Source organism: Vagococcus lutrae (assembly GCF_003987555.1).
Lineage (GTDB): Bacteria > Bacillota > Bacilli > Lactobacillales > Vagococcaceae > Vagococcus_A > Vagococcus_A lutrae.
Genome location: NZ_NGJW01000001.1, coordinates 309,470 through 330,360, shown reverse-complemented (window position 1 = coordinate 330,360; position 20,891 = coordinate 309,470). Strand labels below are relative to the sequence as shown.

At 38.0% G+C, this 20,891-nt stretch carries 19 protein-coding genes; 11 read left to right on the top strand and 8 right to left on the bottom strand.

What is annotated here, in order from left to right; genetic code table 11:
• Positions 1-204: 204 nt before the first annotated feature.
• The 8 genes from ahpC (at position 205) to dhaS (ending at position 9,050) form a co-directional block, all read left to right on the top strand.
• Positions 205-768: an alkyl hydroperoxide reductase subunit C gene (gene ahpC / locus CBF33_RS01530; RefSeq protein WP_023606792.1), complete on the top strand. Its 564-nt coding sequence runs from the start codon at positions 205-207 to the stop codon at positions 766-768.
• Between the two features lie 12 nt (positions 769-780).
• The gene (gene ahpF / locus CBF33_RS01525) at positions 781-2,316 is read left to right on the top strand and encodes an alkyl hydroperoxide reductase subunit F (protein ID WP_126760944.1); all 1,536 of its coding nucleotides are present in this window, start codon (positions 781-783) and stop codon (positions 2,314-2,316) included.
• Between the two features lie 100 nt (positions 2,317-2,416).
• Positions 2,417-3,349: a DNA-binding transcriptional repressor DeoR gene (locus tag CBF33_RS01520; protein WP_126760942.1), complete on the top strand. Its 933-nt coding sequence runs from the start codon at positions 2,417-2,419 to the stop codon at positions 3,347-3,349.
• Between the two features lie 86 nt (positions 3,350-3,435).
• A complete protein-coding gene (gene deoC, locus CBF33_RS01515) occupies positions 3,436-4,104 on the top strand; it encodes a deoxyribose-phosphate aldolase (protein WP_126760940.1) in 669 nt (222 codons plus the stop codon).
• 136 nt (positions 4,105-4,240) lie between these two features.
• On the top strand, positions 4,241-5,008 hold the full coding sequence (locus CBF33_RS01510; RefSeq protein ID WP_244919669.1) for a TraX family protein: 768 nt from the start codon (positions 4,241-4,243) through the stop codon (positions 5,006-5,008).
• Positions 5,009-5,130: 122 nt separating this feature from the next.
• Positions 5,131-5,544, top strand: a complete 414-nt coding sequence (locus CBF33_RS01505; RefSeq protein ID WP_126760936.1) for a (deoxy)nucleoside triphosphate pyrophosphohydrolase — start codon at positions 5,131-5,133, stop codon at positions 5,542-5,544.
• A complete protein-coding gene (locus CBF33_RS01500) occupies positions 5,528-8,416 on the top strand; it encodes a DEAD/DEAH box helicase (protein WP_244919668.1) in 2,889 nt (962 codons plus the stop codon). Before CBF33_RS01505 ends, CBF33_RS01500 begins: the two co-directional genes overlap by 17 nt.
• Before the next feature lie 70 nt (positions 8,417-8,486).
• Positions 8,487-9,050: a dihydroxyacetone kinase transcriptional activator DhaS gene (gene dhaS, locus CBF33_RS01495; protein ID WP_126760934.1), complete on the top strand. Its 564-nt coding sequence runs from the start codon at positions 8,487-8,489 to the stop codon at positions 9,048-9,050.
• Between the two features lie 36 nt (positions 9,051-9,086).
• Here dhaS and dhaQ read toward each other — a convergent pair whose 3' ends face one another.
• From dhaQ to dhaK, 5 genes are all read right to left on the bottom strand, one after another.
• A complete protein-coding gene (gene dhaQ, locus CBF33_RS01490) occupies positions 9,087-10,076 on the bottom strand; it encodes a DhaKLM operon coactivator DhaQ (protein WP_126760932.1) in 990 nt (329 codons plus the stop codon).
• A 139-nt stretch (positions 10,077-10,215) separates the two neighbouring features.
• The gene (locus tag CBF33_RS01485; RefSeq protein ID WP_126760930.1) at positions 10,216-11,355 is read right to left on the bottom strand and encodes a glycerol dehydrogenase; all 1,140 of its coding nucleotides are present in this window, start codon (positions 11,353-11,355) and stop codon (positions 10,216-10,218) included.
• A 39-nt stretch (positions 11,356-11,394) separates the two neighbouring features.
• Positions 11,395-11,766 carry a dihydroxyacetone kinase phosphoryl donor subunit DhaM gene (gene dhaM / locus CBF33_RS01480; protein WP_023606803.1) on the bottom strand — a complete coding sequence of 124 codons (372 nt, stop codon included), beginning with the start codon at positions 11,764-11,766 and terminating at the stop codon, positions 11,395-11,397.
• On the bottom strand, positions 11,767-12,345 hold the full coding sequence (gene dhaL / locus CBF33_RS01475) for a dihydroxyacetone kinase subunit DhaL (protein ID WP_126760927.1): 579 nt from the start codon (positions 12,343-12,345) through the stop codon (positions 11,767-11,769).
• 19 nt (positions 12,346-12,364) lie between these two features.
• On the bottom strand, positions 12,365-13,357 hold the full coding sequence (gene dhaK / locus CBF33_RS01470; protein ID WP_126760922.1) for a dihydroxyacetone kinase subunit DhaK: 993 nt from the start codon (positions 13,355-13,357) through the stop codon (positions 12,365-12,367).
• 202 nt (positions 13,358-13,559) lie between these two features.
• On the opposite strand from dhaK, the gene yfcC reads away from it, so the two are divergent.
• Complete coding sequence (gene yfcC, locus CBF33_RS01465; protein WP_126760919.1) at positions 13,560-15,284, top strand: putative basic amino acid antiporter YfcC; 1,725 nt, start codon at positions 13,560-13,562, stop codon at positions 15,282-15,284.
• 35 nt (positions 15,285-15,319) lie between these two features.
• On the opposite strand, the gene CBF33_RS01460 is transcribed toward yfcC, so the two are convergent.
• Genes CBF33_RS01460 through CBF33_RS01450 form a run of 3 tightly spaced genes read right to left on the bottom strand, consistent with a single transcriptional unit; the run spans position 15,320 to position 16,846 of the window.
• Positions 15,320-15,826, bottom strand: a complete 507-nt coding sequence (locus CBF33_RS01460) for a hypothetical protein (RefSeq protein WP_126760917.1) — start codon at positions 15,824-15,826, stop codon at positions 15,320-15,322.
• Positions 15,827-15,840: 14 nt separating this feature from the next.
• Positions 15,841-16,110 carry a GIY-YIG nuclease family protein gene (locus CBF33_RS01455; protein ID WP_023606812.1) on the bottom strand — a complete coding sequence of 90 codons (270 nt, stop codon included), beginning with the start codon at positions 16,108-16,110 and terminating at the stop codon, positions 15,841-15,843.
• Positions 16,097-16,846: a tRNA1(Val) (adenine(37)-N6)-methyltransferase gene (locus CBF33_RS01450; protein ID WP_126760915.1), complete on the bottom strand. Its 750-nt coding sequence runs from the start codon at positions 16,844-16,846 to the stop codon at positions 16,097-16,099. The genes CBF33_RS01455 and CBF33_RS01450 overlap by 14 nt, the downstream gene beginning before the upstream one ends.
• A 142-nt stretch (positions 16,847-16,988) precedes the next feature.
• Between CBF33_RS01450 and CBF33_RS01445 the strand changes: the two genes are divergently transcribed.
• Entirely contained in the window at positions 16,989-17,627 is a 639-nt protein-coding gene (locus tag CBF33_RS01445; RefSeq protein WP_126760913.1) for a lysophospholipid acyltransferase family protein, read from the top strand.
• Between the two features lie 76 nt (positions 17,628-17,703).
• Positions 17,704-20,871 carry a DEAD/DEAH box helicase gene (locus CBF33_RS01440; protein ID WP_126760911.1) on the top strand — a complete coding sequence of 1,056 codons (3,168 nt, stop codon included), beginning with the start codon at positions 17,704-17,706 and terminating at the stop codon, positions 20,869-20,871.
• The last annotated feature ends 20 nt before the right edge of the window (positions 20,872-20,891 follow it).

The following is a 20,891-nucleotide window of genomic DNA, read 5'->3' as shown; positions in this document are numbered from 1 at the left end:
GCATCAATTAAATGAGATTTTTAAACATAAGTGAGAAAAAAATAATTTAAACAGTTTTACTTATTGATATATAGGTCTTTATCATTGTTTTCACTTTATAATTATTATAATTAAGCTTGACATCTTTTTTCCCTTAAGGCATACTAAAAGACGTAAAAGAAATTACGCGTTTAATTTCTTAAATTATTTTAGGAGGAATGTCAGATGTCATTAATTGGAAAAGAAATAGAAGCATTTGAAGCAAAAGCGTTTCAAAATGGTGAGTTTATAGATGTATCGTCAGAAGATTTTAAAGGTCAATGGAGTGTGGTTTGTTTTTATCCAGCAGACTTTTCATTTGTTTGCCCAACAGAGTTAAATGACTTACAAGATCAATATGCTACATTAAAAGAATTAGGGGCAGAAGTTTACTCTGTTTCAACTGACACACATTTTGTTCATAAAGCATGGCATGATCATTCAGATGCGATTAAAAATATTGAATATATTATGATCGGAGACCCATCTCATACTATTTCACGTCAATTTGATGTGTTAGATGAAGAACAAGGATTGGCTCAACGTGGTACGTTTATTATCGATCCAGATGGTGTCGTTCAAACAGTAGAGATTAACTCAGATGGTATCGGACGTGACGCTAGCATTTTAGTCGATAAATTAAAAGCAGCGAAATATATCCGTAAAAATCCAGGTGAAGTCTGCCCAGCTAAATGGAAAGAAGGCGAAGAAACACTAACACCAAGCTTAGATTTAGTAGGTAAAATATAAGGAGGCGTCACCATGGCGTTAGATGCAACTATCAAGCAACAACTCAATCAATATTTAGCATTATTAGAAAGTGACTTAGTTTTTACAGTAAGTGTCGATGAGACGGAAGAATCAAAGAAAGTATTAGACTTTTTAGAAGAAATTGTCGCGATGAGTTCACGTCTTTCACTTGAAAAAGCAACGTTAGCTCGTACGCCTAGTTTTGAAATCTCGTCTAAAGAACAGCCTGCTTCAGGTGTTGTCTTTGCCGGGTTACCACTAGGACATGAATTTTCTTCCTTTGTCTTAGCTCTTTTACAAGTGAGTGGACGCGCTCCTAAACTGGAAGAAGCTGTTATTGCTCAAATTAAAGAATTAGAAGGCCCGCTTGCTTTTGAAACTTATGTGAGTTTGAGTTGTCACAACTGTCCGGATGTCGTGCAAGCACTCAATACGATGAGTGTTCTAAATCCTAATATTACCCATACGATGATTGAAGGCGGTATGTATCAGTCTGAAGTGGAAGCTAAACAAGTGATGGCCGTGCCTACCGTTTTCTTAAATGGCGAAGAATTTGCTAGTGGGCGAATGACAATGGAAGATTTACTAGCCAAATTAGGCAGCGCTCCAACGGCTGAAGACTTTGCGGATAAAGAGCCGTTTGATGTTCTTGTTGTGGGTGGTGGACCAGCAGGTGCTAGTGCAGCGATTTATGCGGCACGTAAAGGTATAAAAACAGGGATTGTCGCAGAAAATATTGGAGGACAAGTCCTAGAAACATTAGGGATTGAAAACTTTATCGGTACACCGTATACAGAAGGACCGAAATTAATGGCTCAAGTCGAATCCCATATTCGTGAATACCCAGTAGACATTATGAAAACACAGCGCGCGACGAAACTTGAGAAAAATGAGTTAGTAGAAGTGACGTTAGAAAACGGCGCTGTTTTAAAGAGTAAAACAGCGATTATTAGCACGGGTGCACGTTGGCGCAGTATTGGAGTACCGGGTGAAAAAGAGTTTAAAAACAAAGGAATTGCCTACTGCCCTCATTGTGATGGCCCATTATTTGCTGGCAAAGAAATAGCGGTTATAGGTGGCGGTAACTCAGGTATTGAAGCAGCGATTGACTTGGCTGGGGTTGTCAAACATGTGACAGTATTAGAATTTTTACCAGAATTAAAAGCCGATGAGGTCTTACAAAAACGCTTGTATTCTTTACCGAACGTGACCGTTGTAACAAACGCACAAACGAAAGAAATTACGGGGAATCAAAAAGTTGAAGGGTTAACGTATATTCATCGTGAAACAGCGGAGGAAGTCACACTGGATGTTGAAGGTGTCTTTATTTTAATAGGCTTAATGCCAAATACCGAATGGTTAAAGGGGACACTTGATTTAACCGACCGCGGTGAGATTATCGTTGATTCACGTGGTGCAACAAGTATTCCTGGCGTCTTTGCCGGTGGCGACTGTACCGACAGTATTTATAAACAAATCATCATTTCAATGGGAGCAGGTGCCACAGCCGCATTAGGCGCCTTTGATTATATGATTCGTGATATATAGTGCTGAAAGACTATCTTGAAAAAGATAGTCTTTTTTGTATGCTTGTCGTGAACCTTGATATTTGAGATAATACGATTATGAAGAAAGGAAGGGGAACGTGATGGATATAGAAAGAGACCGCTTGAGTGTTGAAGTAGCCAAGCGATATTACCAATTAGAACAAAGTCAACAAGAAATCGCAATCGCTCTAGCTCTTTCACGACCGACCGTTTCACGTTTGTTACAGCATGCTAAAGATAGAGGGTTTGTTAAAATTACGATTGCAGATCCATTTAATGACGCTCAACTATTGAGCCATGCGTTAAAAGAACGTTATGGTTTAAGAGAAGTTGTGATTGTCCCAGCGATTAGCCAGCGAGACGATGTGATTCGTCACCAATTAAGTGAAGCAACGGCTGAATGGTTAACGAAAAATGTTCAAGATAATCAAATTATTGGTGTAAGCTGGGGTAAGACGATGTATGAAATTGCTCAACAATTGCCCCCACAAACTGTAAAAAATGTTAAAGTCGTACAGTTGAAAGGCGGAGCGAGTCATCATCAAGTGGAAACGCATGCTCATGAAACGTTACATTTGTTTAGCAAAGCATTTCATACAGAAGGAATTCCATTGCCACTTCCAGTTATTTTTGAAAAAAAAGAGGTTAAACAATTAGTTGAAGAAGACCGTTTTATAAAAGAAACAATTCAAATGGGAAAAAAAGTGGACGTAGCACTTTATACAGTTGGAACGGTACGCGATGAGGCTCTCCTTTTTCGACTAAATTATTTGACAGACTCGGAAAAAAAAGGACTACAAACACATGCAGTGGGGGATATTTGTTCACGATTTTTTAATGAATCTGGAAGTATTGCAAATCCAGAATTAAATGAACGCACGATTGGCATATCATTAGATGCTTTACGAGATACCTCCCAGTCAGTGTTGATTGCAGGCGGAATAAAAAAACGAGAAGCGATACTAGGTGCCTTACGTGGTCGATACTGTAATGTATTAATTATCGACCATACGACTGCCGCTTCATTGATTTAATGAAATTAATTTCATGTAACGTTTTACAAATGTTCTTTGGTAGCGTATACTAAAGACAACAGAACAAATAGAGAGGATGTTATAAAATGAACGTAGCAAAACTAATTGACCATACGGCACTTAAAGCAAACACAACAAAAGAGGATATTTTAAAATTAATCGAGGAAGCAAAAGAATATGGCTTTTTCTCAGTGTGTATTAACCCATACTGGGTATCTTTAGCAGCGAAAGAATTAGCTGAATCTGATGTTAAAGTATGTACCGTTATTGGTTTCCCTTTAGGCGCTAACAGTTCAGCTGTTAAAGCGGCGGAAACGAAACAAGCGATTGAAGATGGCGCTAATGAAGTGGATATGGTTATTAACGTAGGTGCTTTGAAGAGTGGCGATGAACAAACGGTTCTGGAAGATATTAAAGCAGTAGTGGATGCAGCAGCTGGTAAAACGCTTGTCAAAGTGATTATTGAAACAGCGTTATTAACAGATGAGGAAAAAGTTAAAGCATGTCAATTAGCTGTCGAAGCAGGGGCAGATTTTGTTAAAACATCTACTGGGTTCTCAACAGCAGGAGCAAAACCTGAGGATGTGAAGTTAATGAAAGAAACAGTAGGCGATAAAGCAGAAGTTAAAGCATCTGGTGGTATCCATTCTAAAGCAGATGTTGATGCAATGGTGGAAGCAGGCGCCACTCGTATTGGGGCAAGTGCAGGTATCGCCATCGTGACGGGAGCAGCGAAAGAAAGCACTGGTTATTAAAAAAAAGCAGCTACTATAGCTGCTTTTTTTTAGTTTTTTTTAAGATGTTTTCTGAAATTTGCAGAAATAATTTCTCTCTTTTATAATACATAACTAACTCTAACAGAGTAATAAAGCGAATATGGAGAGAGATAAATTGGAAAAAAGAAGAGGATTGTCAGGATTTGATTTAAAGATAATTGGCATTATTTTTATGGTGCTCGACCATAGTTATGATGCGTTTGTTAGTTTTGGCGCGCCATTGTGGATGACATTATTAGGCAGAACTGTCGCGCCGATTTTTTTATTTTTAAGTGCGGAAGGTTTTTATTATACACATTCGAAGTGGAAATATATGCGTAATTTATTGTTGTTTTTCTGGCTGACAAATCTTGTGACCATGACGATTTCAAGTGTATGGCCAAATGATCAGATTGTTTTGATAAATTCTATGCTAGGTACGCTCTTTTTAAGTGTCTTAGCTATGTGGTCGTGGGATGGTTTGCTCTCATGGAAAACAGATCGGTCTTATTTTTGGAAAAGCTTACTCGGTTGGGCGTTTATTTTAATCACGCCGTTCATTGTCATTGCCCTATTAGGAATGTCGCTACCGATGATTGTCCTACAAATGGTGTTTTTTTTACCTAATGCCATTACAGTAGAAGGTGGAATTGTGTTTATCTTTCTAGGTTTATTATTTTATATTTTTAGAGAAAAAAGATGGGTGCAAGTAAGCTTGCTAATGGCATTGGCTTTAATCGTCGGACTGCGCGGGAACTGGATTCAAGCCGCTATGGGATTTGCAGCTTTACCTATTGCTCTTTATAATGGAGCAGAGGGTAAGAAAATGAAATGGTTCTTTTATATTTTCTATCCCGCACATATTGCTGTGATATATTTAGTCGCCACATGGTTTTTCTTTTAGATAGTCAGTAGGGAAGTAAGGAAGTATCTTTCCTTACTTCTTTTTTTATTGATAGAAGTTTGTATTAATATAGATATGTTATAGAATAGAGATAATGAAGAGAGTTGTGGAGGAAAAAGAACATGAAAGAAATCAATGTCGTAGGTGCAATTATGATAAAAAATAACGAAGTATTTTGTTGTCAGAGACCTTTGGATAAAACTCTAGGAGGACTATGGGAATTTCCGGGAGGTAAAATCGAGAAAAATGAAACAGAAGAAGAAGCACTATATAGAGAAATAGTCGAGGAGTTAGAATGTGAAATTCAAAATTTGAATTTCTTTGAACGAACGAGCTATGTTTATGATTTTGGTAAAGTGAATCTTTCAACTTTTATATGTGAGATTGTAACAGGCGAACCAGTTTTAACCGAGCACTTAGACGCTAAGTGGCTGCCCTATCATAAATTAGATACCGTAGACTGGGCGCCAGCAGATATTCCTATTGTAAAAAAATTAATGACTATTGATGATGTGAGAAATGGCTATGATAAATAATAAAGAATTAAAAAAATCCTTAAAGACAAGTTTTATTAATAAAGATATTATTTCAAATCAGGACTATCGCTCGCAGCTTTTACTTAATCGCTACCAGTCTTCTCCTCCAGTCTTAACATATATACAGGAAGAATTGAAAAAATCAGCGACTTTCTTTTTTTCTGTTGCTTTTATAACAGAAAGTGGCCTATCTGCGTTAAAATCAGTTTTATTAGATTTACATAAAAAAGGTATTGAGGGCAGAATAGTTACGTCTGATTATCTTTACTTTAATCATCCAAAAATATTTAAAGAACTTTTAAAAATAGAAAATGTTACTGTTAAAATAACGAATGTTTCCAATTTTCATGCGAAAGGTTATCTTTTCAAAACACATGATCACGTAAGTTTTATTGTAGGTAGTTCTAACCTGACATTAAATGCGCTAAAGATGAATTATGAATGGAATGTTAAGTTAACCTCTAATGAAAATGGCGAGCTAATCTCTCAAGTTATCGAGCAGTTCGAACTTTTATGGAAAAATGCAGAAGATTTAACAGAAAAATGGATAGAAAATTATGAGAGTGTTTATCTTAAACAGCAAAAACTAACCGCTATAAGTGAATCGAGTTTGTTAGAAGAAGAAGGTTCAACGTATGAAGTGACGACGATTAAGCCGAATAAAATGCAAGAAGAAGCATTAAAAGGTATAAGAGAAATTAGAGAGAGCGGCGAGAAAAAGGCTCTAGTTATTTCTGCTACTGGAACAGGTAAGACGTATTTATCGGCTTTTGATGTCCTTAAATATCAACCGCAAAAATTTTTGTTCATTGTTCATAGAGAGCAAATATTGAATAAAGCGATGCAGGATTTTCAAAAAATACTGGGAGAAAGTGTTTCTTCTTTTGGCAAAATCACAGGTAGTAAGGCGGAATATGATAAAAAATATACCTTTGCGACGATTCAATCAATAGCAAAAGAAGATCATTTAAAACATTTTGATCCAGGAACATTTGATTATATTTTGATAGATGAGGTGCATAAAGCTGGTGCAGCTTCTTACCAAAAAGTATTAGACTATTTTCATCCAAAATTTTTATTAGGTATGACAGCGACACCTGAACGAACGGATGATTTTAATATTTTTGGTTTATTTGATTATAATTTAGCATATGAAATACGGTTGCAAGAAGCGATGGAAGAAGAGATGCTTTGTCCATTCCATTATTTTGGCGTAACAGATTATGAATTAGATGGAGTAGCTTATGATGAAGTGGAAAAACTTACTCACTTAGTATCAGATGAACGTGTAGAATTTTTGCTTGAAAAGATTCATTACTACGGTTATAGTGGTGAAACTTGCCATGGGTTGATTTTTTGTAGTAGAAAAGATGAGGCAATGGCTTTGTCTCAAGCATTAAACAAAAGGGGTTACCGTACGGTTGCATTGACAGGTGACGATGATATGAATACACGTGAGAAATACGTTAAAATGCTTGAACAGGGGATGTTGGAGTATATCTTAACTGTCGATATTTTTAATGAGGGAATTGACATTCCCTGTATTAACCAAGTGGTGATGATGAGACAAACACAATCAAGCATCATTTTTATTCAGCAATTGGGCAGAGGACTTCGAAAAAGTAATAATAAAGATTATGTAACGATTATCGATTTTATCGGTAACTATAAAAACAATTATTTAATACCAATTGCGCTTACTGGAAATACATCTATGAATAAAAATGATATAAAAGAACAATTTATTAATATCAATAGCCTTAGTGGTTTATCCGTGATTAATTTTGAAGAGATTGCACGTCAGAAGATATATCAATCCATTGCAACGACTAATATTACGACCTTAAAAATACTAAAAGAGGGTTATTTCAATTTAAAAAATAAACTTGGTAGAATACCTAAATTAGTAGACTTTATTAAATGGCACTCTCTCGATCCAGAACTTATAGCAAGTCGTAGAGGGCATTATTTAAATTTTTTAAAAGAAGTTGTAAAAGAAGAAGTCCCTGATATAGATGATGAAATTGAAGCATTATTAATGTTTTTAACACTCGAATTAATCAACGGTAAACGTCCGCATGAGTTGCTGTTATTAAAAAAGGTGATAATGAGGGATGAAATTTCAGAAGAGACGTTTGTAAGGGACTTGAAACAAAAAAACATTCATGTTTCTGAGGCTATTTTGGCTTCGTTAAAAAATATCTTTGATTTAAGCTTTTATAGTAAAAGTGATAAAAAGAAATATGGAAATCAAGCTGTTATCATACATGACGGTAATGTTTTCAAGAAGTCTCAAGTGTTAAGTAAGGCCCTTTCTGAGCCATTTATTAAAAACCATATCATTGATATTATAGAAGCAGGGTTAAAGAAATCAAAGGAATACAACTGGCAGGAATGTTTAACAGTAAACAAACAGTATACACGCAAAGATGTTTGCCGATTGTTGGGGTGGGAGAAAGATATAAGTAGTACGATATATGGTTATCGTGTTCGAAATAATCAATGTCCTATTTTTGTTACTTACCATAAACATGAAGAAGTTGAAAGTACCGTTGCTTATCAAGATGAATTTTTATCAACGAACATGTTCAAGTGGTTTACAAGAAGTCAAAGGAAATTAGATTCAAAAGAGATTCAGCCGATTATTCATGCCAGTAAATATCAGACAGAGATGTATCTCTTTGTAAAAAAAGATGACGATGAAGGTTCAGATTTTTATTATCTAGGACCAGTACGACCAGATGAAGATACAGTTGAGCAGACGTACATGTCTAGTCCAAAAGGGAAGGTACCAGTCGTTAGTATGCATATGCTACTGGACAAAAAAGTGTCACCTGATATTTATCAGTACCTTTCCTATCCTACTGAATAAACAACCGGTCACACTATCCCTTTTCAGACAGGCTAGAAATAAGGTATAATGATGAGAGGAGGCGAAGTGTATGCATGAATCTCTCATTACCAAAAAAATTATTGCGTATTCCTTAAAAAAAATTATGCAAGAGACGCCATTTCAAAAGGTGTCTATTCGACAAATTATGGAGACTGCAGAAATTCGCCGTCAGACGTTTTATGATTATTTTCAAGACAAATATGAGCTTTTATCTTGGACGTATCAACAAGAAATAAGTGAAAATATTCGAGATTTTTTAGACTATGAAGAGTGGGAAAAAGTATTGTATCGTATGCTACGCTATTTTGAAGCGAATCAAGTGTTTTATCGCAATGCGTTAGCAGTTAGCGAACAAAATTCATTCGATACTTACTTTTATGAACATACAAAAGAATTATTCCAGACGGCATTGGTTGATTTAGCGCGTAAAAATCATGCAGAATTGACGGAAGAGACGATGTCCTTTGTGTCAGCTTTTGCGGCACATGGCATCGTAGGAATGACAAAAGAGTGGCTATTTAATGAATGTGCTACACCTCCTGAAATTTTGGCACGAAATATTGCGGATGTGCTAGAAACAACAATGAAAGGGATGTACCATTCACATGCATAAAAAAGACAATCAGTTGTAAACTGATTGTCTTTTTTTTTACCAACTGTATGTTTCAACAGGCATTTCTAAATAGTCGAGCCATTTGTCATCTTTAATTTCTAAGAAACTGAGTGAAACTCCCTGCATATCTAACGATGTCATGTAGTTGCCTACTTTTTTGAAACACACATCGTAGCCTTCTAAAGCTAAAAGTCGGCGGACGTCGTTTGTAAAAATAAAAAGTTCCATAAGTGGTGTACTGCCTAAACCATTGACTAGAATGGCCAGACGACTGCCGGGTTTCAAATGATATTGTGATTTTAATTTATTAATCAGTTCATTGGCTAAAACTTCCGATGAAACAAAAGGTTCTTCACGATAGCCTTCCTCACCATGAATACCGATGCCAAAGGAAATATCGTGTTCGCCTAGTTCAAAATGTGGAGCGTGAGCACCTGGTTTTGAAGCCGGAGCTAATGCCACTCCAAGTGTATTTAAGGCAAGGACTACTTGCTCTCCCAGAGAGATTAAATCGGCTAGAGCCATGCCTTCATGTGCTGCAGCAGTAATAATTTTATGGACGAAGACAGTGCCCGCAACACCACGACGACGTTTTTTAAAGTTATGACTGTCAATAGAACAATCATCATTGACTATAATATGTCCCACTTGGTGACCGGCTGCTATTGCTAGTCGTTCAGCTTCTAAAAATGCAGCGACATCTGCTTCAAAGTTTTTAATAATAAGCAAGACACCTTGACCTTGATCGACTAATTCGATGGCTTGGAAAATTTCTGCAGCAGTCGGTGGAATGAAAACAGGTCCGTTGACGCTCGCTGCTAACATATTTTTTCCTACATAGCCTGAGTGAGCGGGTTCATGCCCAGTACCACCACCACTAATAATAGAAACTGTCTTTTCAGCGAGATGTTTACTATACAGAATCCCAGTTTGTGGTACACGGGCTAATAAATGGTCATGCGTGAAGGCAATCCCATTTAATAGTTGTGTGACAACATCACTGGGGCGATTGATTATTTTTTTCATGATAATTCCCTCTAATTCTTTTCACATGTTTACTCACACAGTGTACCATATTTTAAACAAGATAAAAATAAGAGACTGTCTAAAACCTTAGCGGCGCGACAGTCTCTTCTGACATGAGTTAGTGCTAGAGCGCTTTTAATTAAGCGTTAGCGTGTTTCTTTTTGTAGTCTGCCCCAATTTTATCAGCGGCAATAATAGCAGAAGCAACAGCTTCAACTTCAATTGGGAATGGCATAGAGTGAATAGATTCTTCTGGAATACATGCTTTTTCAGCAACTTCCATCGCTTCTTCAAAGCTAATGCTTTCTACGCCAATGTCTGCTAGACAAACTGGTAAACCGATTGATAGTGAGAAGTCTAAAACTTCATGTAATTCTTCTTTAGGTGCATTTTCTAAGACTAATTGACAAATAGTAGAGAAGGCAACTTTTTCACCGTGGAAATAATGGTGTGTTCCTTCTAAAGCAGTTAAGCCATCGTGAATAGCATGGATAGCTGCTAGACCACTACTTTCAAAACCTAAACCAGAAAGTAAAATGTTTGTTTCAACAATGTTTTCTAAAGCAGGTGTTACGACATTGTTATCACATGCAATTTTTGCTTGGTATCCGTTTTCTAATAATGTTTCATAACATACTTTAGCTAATGTGTAAGCAGCAATTGTGTTTTTAGCAGGTTTTGTTTCTTTTGTTAAATAACCGTTTGGTAGACCAGCGTTAACATTTGAGAATGAACGAGCAGTTGCGCGTGCTTCAAATAATGTTGATAACGCATCTCCCATACCAGCAACTAAGAAACGAGTCGGAGCATTTGCAATAATAGTCGTATCAACTAGGACAACGCTTGGACTTTGCTTGAAGTATGCGTAGTCATCAAACTCGCCATCTTCTGTATATAAAACAGCAGAGTGACTTGTAGGTGCGTCTGTAGCAGCGATAGTTGGAACAATAATTAAGTTTTCACCTTCTGCTACACATTTAGATGTATCAATGGCTTTACCGCCACCTAGACCGATGACACAGTCAGTGTGTTGTTCTTTTGCCACTTCTTGTAGACGAGCGACTTCTTTACGAGAACATTCACCGTTAAAATGACTTGCCACAATCTTAACACCAAATTTTTCTTTAGTAGCATCTAATTGTGCTTGGACACGGTCAATGTCGTCTTGGTGAGCAATTAATAACGCAGACTCTCCAAATGTTTTGATGTAGTACCCTAAGTTTAGTAATTCATCTTCACCTTGTACATATTTTGCTGGACTGATAAAAGCTTTTCTCATGTTTTTTTCCTCCTAATATATGTGATAAATCATTACTACCTATTTAACTTTAAGTGGTGCTAGTTGTTCTTCAATCATTTCTTTTGTTGCACCTGCTTGAATAAGTGCCGCTGCTGTGTAACTACTTTCGACAAAGGCGGTATCGTAAAGAGTGACCTCTTTATCGGTCATTTCCATTGCCATTTCTAAGTTCATTTTGGCACTTCCTAAGTCGTAAAAAGCAAGTATCGTATCGGCTTCATTAGCTTCAAATGCTTCTTCAATTTTCATCATACTTGTTCCGACTTCGTTATCATCTGTACCACCGGCAATAGTGATAGAAACATCTTTTGCCACTTCATTTAAAAGACGTGAAATACCTGTGACTAATTCAGGAACGTGTGAAACTAAAACCACACCTAATTGACTCATTTAAATAACCTCCGCTTCTAACATTGTTTCAAATAAATATTGACTTGAAACAGCACCTGGATCAAGGTGACCAATCGAACGCTCGCCAAGGTAAGAAGCGCGTCCTTTAGTAGCTTTAATCTCTTTTGTTTCTTCTGCAAATGAAGCAATAGCTTCAGCTGTTAATTTGTTTTCTTTTAAGGCTTCTATAACAGGGAACCACATATCAAGCATAGTTTTTTCCCCACGATCACTCTTACCAATCTTACGGATGCCATCTCGACCTGCTTCTAAAATAGTCACGAGGTCATCAGAATCTTTGGCTGCTTTAGCCATTCCCATAAAAGCAGAACCGTAAAGGGGACCAGAAGCGCCACCAACTTTACTAACCAGTGTCATGCCTGCAATTTTAAAGATGTCTGCGGCTGTTTCTGGATTTTTTGCTTCCAGTGCTTTTTTCATTTCAGTCGTACCACGAGCTAAGTTTGCTCCGTGGTCGCCATCACCGATTGCGCCATCTAAGTCGCTTAAATAACTTTTATTTTCATTCACTTTATCTGTAAATAAATCTAACCATGTTCGAATATTTTCTTGTTTCATCTCGTTACGTCCTTTCGTGTTAGACCCAAGCAATTGTTTCTGTTGCATAGTTTAACTTGTCTAACCAGTTTTCTTCTTCAAGTTTCATCATTGTTAATGATAGTCCTGCCATATCAATAGCAGTCATGTAGTCGCCAACCTTTTTAAAATCAACCTCTAAACCGTCTGCTTCTAATAATTGTTTCACATCATTAATAAAGATATATTGTTCCATTAATGGTGTGCTTCCTAATCCATTGACTAATAAAGCAAAACGATCGCCCTTTTTCCACTCGAACTGACCTTTTAGTTTTTCAACAATTTCTGCTGCTAATTCTTTTGATGGTGCAATAGTTGCTTTACGGTATCCTGGTTCTCCGTGAATCCCTACACCAAATTCAATTTCTTGTTCTTCTAAAGTAAAGCCTGGATGGCCAACCTCTGGAACAGTTGCACCGGATAGTGCTACTCCTAATGTTTTGATATTAGGAACGATTTTATCAGCGAGAGCTTTGATTTCTTCTAAGTTAGCTCCCATATCTGCTGCGGCGCCTAAAATTTTATGGACTAGTACGGTACCTGCGACACCACGTTTACCTGCTGTGTAAAGACTGTCTTCAACTGCAATGTCATCATCGACGACAACAAAGTCAACGGCGATGTCGTCCATTTCTGCCATATCTTTTGCCATTTCAAAGTTCATAATGTCGCCAGAGTAGTTTTTAATAATTAAGAAAACACCTGCGCCAGCATCCACTTCTTGAATCGCTGTGAGTACTTGGTCGGGAGTAGGAGATGTAAAGACAGGTCCACAGACTGCTGCAGCTAACATTCCTTTACCAACAAACCCTGCATGAGCTGGTTCGTGACCGCTTCCGCCACCACTAACAAGTGCGACTTTTCCTTTTTCTTCTTTTTGACGGACAATTACCCCTGTATCGGGAAGGCGTCTAACTAAATCTTCATGAGCGTAGGCTAAACCATTTAACATATCATCGACAACATTTTCTGGTTGATTAATTATTTTTTTCATCTACGTGACTTCCTTTCGTTTTTTAACTTGTCTTTATTATAAAATGAAAAGGCTTCCTTTTGAACGGACAGAATTAAAAATGTGTCCGGTTTCATTTGTGAAAGGTGTTATTTCACTAAAAAAGACGTATGGCAAAGAAATATGCTATAATATTTTTTGCACGATTTTTAAAAAAACAAAGAAAAAATAGGGAGGTATATAGATGAAGGGAAAAAAGCGTGATTTAACGCAAATGAAAACCCCTCATACCTACGCCATTATTTTTGGTGTGGTACTTTTTTGTTGGATACTGACGTTTCTCGTACCAGCAGGTAAGTTTAGTGTGGAGGATAAGGAATATGAAAATGCCGAAGGTGGCGTAAGCACACGAACGGTTTTAAAACCAGAAACGTTTCGTTACGATTACCCATTGAATCAGACGTATGTTTATGAATCTTTGGAGCGTCTGTTAACGGATTCTGATAAATTGGAAGAAACAGAGGTCAATCAGAAAGACTTGCAACAGTTGTTGGAAGAAAACACTGCTAGCGAGTTAACTGAAGAGAAGTTAGCAGAGATAGGGTTAGATGACGATGAATTGTACGATTTATATGGTGACAAAATCTACGATCAACAAAAGAAACGTCATAAAACCGCACGTGTCTGGGGGACAGATGATGTAGGCGGTTTTGGCTTTTTAAATTATATTTTTGAGGGATTGGTTTCTGGTGATAAATATGGTTCTGCTGTAGGGATAGTAGCTTTAATTCTCGTTGTCGGTGGTGCATTTGGTATTATCATGTCCACAGGGGCGATTGATGCAGGGATTTATAGTTTTATTAATAAAACACGAGGGCTAGAAAGACTTGCACTACCGATTCTGTTTTTCTTATTTTCTTTAGGTGGGGCAACTTTCGGTATGGCTGAAGAAGTCATTCCTTTTTCGATGATTATGGTGCCGTTTGTTATCGCACTTGGTTATGATTCGATTGTAGCGGTGACCGTTACCTATGTTGCGTCACAAGTCGGAAATGCAACTTCTTGGATGAGTCCTTTTAGTGTAGCAGTCGCGCAAGGAATCGCCGGTGTGCCAATTTTATCAGGGGCGACTTTCCGTTTGATTATGTGGGTAGTTATTACGGCACTGTCAGCAGCTTATATTATGATTTACGGTGAACGTATTCGGAAACATCCTGAAAAGTCCCTAAGTTATAAGACTGACCAATATTTCCGTGATCATTTAAGTGCGACTGAAGAAAAAGATGTCGCGTTTAAGTTAGGTCATAAACTTATTTTGTTAGAAATGTTGGCTGTTTTAATTTGGATTATATGGGGTGTGACGGTTAAAGGGTACTATATTCCTGAAATCGCCTCTCAATTTTTTGTCATGGGAATTGTGGCAGGTTTTATTGCGGTGATATTTAATTTAAATGATATGGGCATCAATGATGTGGCATCTGCGTTTCAAACAGGGGTAGCTGATTTAGCCGGTACGGCAGTTGTTGTCGGGATGGCTAAAGGTATCTTGTTAGTTTTAGGGGGAGCGGATGCGAATATGCCATCTGCTTTAAATACAATGTTATATGGGATTGGTAATGTCTTAGCAGGTGTTCCAGCATTTATTGGGGCATGGGCAATGTATCTTTTCCAAAGTATGTTTAATCTAGTTGTCACGTCTAATTCTGGTCAGGCAGCTTTAACAATGCCTATTATGGCTCCACTGGCTGATATTCTAGGTGTTTCTCGTCAAGTGGCTGTCTTAGCGTATCAGTTAGGTGCTGGATTCGTTGATACGTTTACGCCAGTATCTGCTAGCTTGATAGGGGTGCTAGGTGTGGCGCGTATGAATTGGTCGACTTGGGCGAAGTTTCAAATTAAAATGCAAGGTTTCTTCTTTATATTAGGAACTATTGCAATTATGATTGCGATGATGATTGGTTTACAATAAATCTAAAAAACGACCTGAATTTTCAGGTCGTTTTTTTAGTTTAAATAAGTGGTAGGGCAGTTTGTTAAAACTTTTGTTAAGTTATGACGTGCCTCTGTGTTTAATTGAAGTTTAGAAACTAACATGAATTTATCTTCTTTTGGAAAGAGAGCGATGTGTTCGGGTGTTACGACACACTTTTCTAGATCATCTACTCGCCACATCCGTTGATAACGTGCATGGGTGAATATAAGCGTTTGGTCTTGGATGTTAAAATCAAAAACACCGAGAAAAAGGCTGTCTAATAAAGTAGTACGCTGTTTTTCCAATGTGTGTGGGACGATACGTTGTTGAAAATAAAAACAAATGGCACTTAAAATAATCGTGATAATAGCTAAGGGGAAAAAAGTAGGCAAAAAGAGAGCAATCATGATACTCACAACCAAAAAGCCACTACCTGCTAATTTAAGACGTGTTAACAAAGAGCGATTGAGATGTGCTAAGTAAACGGAGTAGAAACGTTGCATGTCAGATTCTTTGATTTCTATTAATGTTTGATTCAAGACGGGCTCCTTTCTTATGGTAAATAGTTTTTTAAAAAGCGTTCTTTCTCATGGCGAGCGAGTTGTTTAAAGGCGTACTCTGCACGCATGGCTTCACTTCGTGTCGTAAAGGCTTCGGTATAAATCATTTTCATCGGTCGGCGACTTCGGATACGCGTGTATTTAGCGCCAATTCCATCATTATGTTCGGCTAGGCGTCTGACAGGGTCTGTCGTATAACCACCATAAAAGGTATTGTCTGCGCATAATAAGACGTAGAAATAATGAGATTTATTGTTTTCCATATAGCATCTCCTGCACTTCAGGTAAATAATGATTCGTATCATCGTATACGTAAAGTGGCGGTGAAATAACGAGGCCTCCAGGCTTGCCGTGTCTGATTCCTTCAATTAAGAGAGTGTTGGCTTCTTTGCCATGTTTAGGATAAACAAGTCGCATGCGTTTAGGCTCGATACCGTATTGCTGCATTAATTGTAAAATTTCAACCAATCGTTCTGGACGATGTACCATTGTTAGTTTCCCATTCATTTTTAAAAGGCCAGCTGAAACAGCTATCACATCTTCTAAAGTCGCACTGATTTCATGACGAGCGATAGCTAAATGAGGATTGGGGTTTTTAGTGTTTGTCGGTAATTCCTTAAAATAGGGAGGATTACAAACGATAGCATCAATACTGTCTTTATCTATATACTGTGTCGTCTCTTTTAAATCGATATTTAGTATGTTTAACTGTGTTTCTAATTGATTGAGTTGAATACTTCGTTGAGCCATATCAGCTAAACGTGCTTGAATTTCAACGCCTGTAATCGTTGCGGATGTTCGTGAGCTGATAAATAGGCCGACAGCTCCATTTCCAGCACATAAATCGACGATTTTTCCGCGTTTAGGGATGCGTGCAAAATGTGCGAGTAAAACGGCGTCGAGTGAAAAAGAAAAAACCTCAGGGCTTTGAATAATCTGAATATCGCCAGCGATAAACTGGTCGATGCGTTCATTTTTTAGTAGTAAAGAGTGAGTCATGATGATGTCTCCTTTTTTTGTTTGAGTCCTTATTATAACATGAAGTTTTTTGTAAGCGAGTCTGTAATATAAAGAAAAAACTTGCAGATTCGGCTTTTTTTCGGCATACTTATCACAAAGAGTCTGAAAGGAAGGTTTCAGTATGTTTTTTAGATTTATTCGACAAGTTGCCCGTTTTATCGTATGGGTGATAAATGGCCGTGCTAGTTATGAACAACGTGAAAAATTGCCAACAGATACGAACTACATCTTAGTAGGGCCACATCGTACGTGGTGGGATCCGATTTATTTTGCTTTAGCGGCGTCGCCTAAAGAATTCTCTTTTATGGCGAAAGCAGAATTATTTAAAAATCCGATTTTAAGATGGATTTTAGAACACGCGCATGCTTTTCCTGTTGATCGAGAAAAACCTGGTCCCAGTGTGATTAAGACACCAGTCAAATCGCTACGTAATACCGATTTGAGTTTAATCATGTTTCCTAGCGGGACGCGTCACTCCGATGAGTTAAAAGGAGGCGCTGCGTTAATTGCCAAAATGGCACGTGTTCCAATTGTGCCAGCGGTGTATCAAGGGCCGCTAACATTTGGAGGCTTACTAAAACGTCAAAAGGTTACAGTTCGTTTTGGTGATCCGATTGACGTCAGTGATATTAAAAAGTTAGACCAAGAGGGGATTGAAGAAGTCGAGCGACGTATGTCTAGAGCCTTTGCGCAACTCGATAACGAAATCAATCCTAATTTTAAATATATTCCGAAAAGTAAGAAGGTCAATGAGTCATAAAACTCATTGGCTTTTTTGTATCTTAGCTAAAGTTTGGTACAATAAAAGGATAAAGTCTTGAAGAGGAGGTGGGAGCATGAAGTGGACGATTCCAGAAAAAGTGGTAGATCAAGCGAGAGAGTTATTAAATGAAGGACGTGTGATGTCGTTAAAACAAGATGCCGACCAAGTTCGTTGGCAAGCAGACGTGCTAGATGACAAACGTTATCGTGTACACTTAGACGGAACGGCAAAGGAGTGGGATGAGTGTCAGTGCCCTGACAATACTCGTGGTTTTTGTCGCCATACAGTTGCGGTTGAATTGTACTTACGAGAGTTAGGTTATCAGCGTGTAATGGCGCAAAATGATGATTTATCTGATATTCCTAAAATGCCCAATGCTAGCCAACAATTTAAAGAAGAGTTGATGACGTTTCAAGAAACGTATCGTCCTTGGTCACCTGAAATAGCGGCCTATCAATTAATGCTTATGATAGAAGAACACGAGTTTATTCAAGGTTATGCTAAGCAGACAGGATTAGTTTTGTCATTAAAAATAGGACAGGCACATGGTAAAACGTATGTCGTGCGTGACTTAGGTTATTTCTTTGAACAGTTGCGTCAAAGTAAAACGATTGAGATTCACCAAGCCGTGTACTATTTACAACCTGCTCATTTTGATACGGCGACTTGGGGGCTATTAAGCGAGCTAGCAAGTGAATACGCTTATATTAAACAAGCGACGGTGAATAAGCATGTTACAAATTTAGGAAGCAAGTATATGACGGCGTCATCATTATCGCTGAGAAAGTGGTTAGAAACGCCCGACTATCAAGCGATGATTACGATAAAAATATCGGAAAACGTATTAACATGGCCGTTTATTAATCAAACAGCACCTTTAATCCATAGTCGTATCTCACAAAGTGAAAAAGGATTTACGATAGCGTTAGACAGAGTGTACCAACAACATCTCAGCTACATAGGTTGGTTTTTAGCCGATGGGCAATTGTATGTGCCTACACTGGAAGTATATCGGTTATTTCAACTTTTAGATGAGCGATTAAAGCGAATGGATAATGCGCGTTTTACTTTTGCACGAGAACAGCAGAGTGAAGTTTTTAATCACTTGCTACCAGTATTAAAACAAGTGGGAACGTATGAAATAGCGTCAGATATTTTGGAAGCGTTGATTGATGAGCCGCTGGACGTGCGTTTCTTTTTAGAGCGTGTCCAAGACACCTTACAAGTTTCTTTGTTTTTTAAATACGGTGAGTATTGGTTGCGTCCTGATGAAAAAGGTCCAGACACGTTACTTCATGATGAGATGGAAGAAAAACGTGTCATATTTCAGACAGAAGCGCTTTTTGGATGTGCACTTGAACAAGGAGAGTTGGCACTACCGTTTATCAAGGGAGAAACTATTTATCATTTCTTTAAAAATCAGTTGCCAGCTCTTCGTTCACTAGGAGAAGTTGTGCTGTCAGAAGAAGTTCAAGCGGCGTATTTAGAAGGGGCACAGTATCAACCAGACCTCGAAGTAACAGACAATGATTCTTGGTTTAGCTTTAAATTTGATATTTCAGGGATTGAACCAGAGGAAATTGACGCGGTCTGGAAGAGTTTGCGACAAAAGAAAGCTTTTCATCAATTGAGTGATGGAAGTATTTTAGATTTGACGTCAGATAATTATCAAGAAGTCAGTCATGGGTTACAGCATTTACGAGGGAAATGGCAATTAAAAGAGGGCAATATGCGTTTGACGCCGTTTCAAGCGTTGCAGTTGTCGACAAATCTAGCGGATGCGCAACCGTTTAAGGAGTCTGAAACAATTGAAGAGATGTTGTTGTCGTTAATCAATCCCCGCCGTTTAACTGAAACAGCGCCTGATGATCTAAATGCAACGTTGCGACCGTATCAATTAACGGGTTATCGTTGGCTAGATCAATTAAGTAAATGGCAACTTGGTGGAATATTAGCGGATGACATGGGACTGGGGAAGACGATTCAAACAATCGCTTATTTATTAAAACATCGTAATGAAGAAAGTTTATCGCTTATCGTAGCCCCAGCCAGTTTAGTTTACAATTGGCAACAGGAGTGTCAGCAATTTGCGCCTACATTACGGACGCAAATCGTGATGGGGGCTAAAGAACAGCGTGAACAAGCGATTAAAGATGCTGTTGCCAATCAAATGGATTGTTTGATTACGTCTTATGCAAGTTTACGACAGGATATTGACCTGTATCATGGGGTGACGATTGAAACGCTTATTTTAGATGAAGCGCAGATGGTTAAAAATAGTGAAACCAAAACATTCCGTGCAATCCAGTCTTTAAAAGTTGCACAGCGTTTTGCATTAAGTGGAACACCGATTGAAAATCATATTGATGAGTTGTGGTCGATATTTCATTTAATTATGCCAGGATTTTTACCGAGTAGACGACAGTTTCAAAAGTTACCGGTCACGTCGATTCAAAAGATGATTCAACCGTTTGTTTTACGGCGGACGAAACAAGAAGTGCTTCAAGAATTACCAGAAAAGATTGAAACAAATTTATATAGTGATTTAACAGAAGAACAAAAAACGCTATATGTCGCCTATCTTCAACAAATGACTGATACACTCAATCAAATGTCTGGAAGTGATTTCCAGAAGAATCGTTGGTCTATTCTTGCCGGTTTAACACGTCTACGACAAATTTGCTGTGATCCACGTTTATTTGTAGAGGATTATACGGGCGAGTCTGGAAAACTCAATCAATTAAAAGACTTAGTCGTATCTGCTAAAGCAAGTGGTCGTCGTCTGTTGATTTTTTCTCAGTTTACTAAAATGTTAACCTTAATTGAAACAGAGTTGGCTGAATTAGATATTGCCTCTTTTTATCTGAGAGGTAGCACGCCGGCGAAACAACGACAAGAAATGGTCAATGCTTTTAACAGTGGTGAACGTGACGTCTTTCTCATCTCATTGAAAGCGGGAGGAACGGGTTTGAACTTGACTGGCGCAGATACTGTAGTCTTATACGACTTATGGTGGAATCCTGCTGTCGAAGAACAAGCTTCCAGCCGTGCTCATCGTATGGGTCAAAAGAAAGTCGTCGAGGTATGGCGACTCATGGCTCGTGGGTCGATAGAAGAACGTATCTATCAGCTGCAAGAAGAAAAGCGAGATTTGTTTCAGTCTGTCATGACGTCAGACGAAGTGGCCCCTACGACTCTCAGTGAAGAAGATATTCGTCAGTTGTTACAATGGAAGACGTAGTACTATCTGTCTTGTTTTTC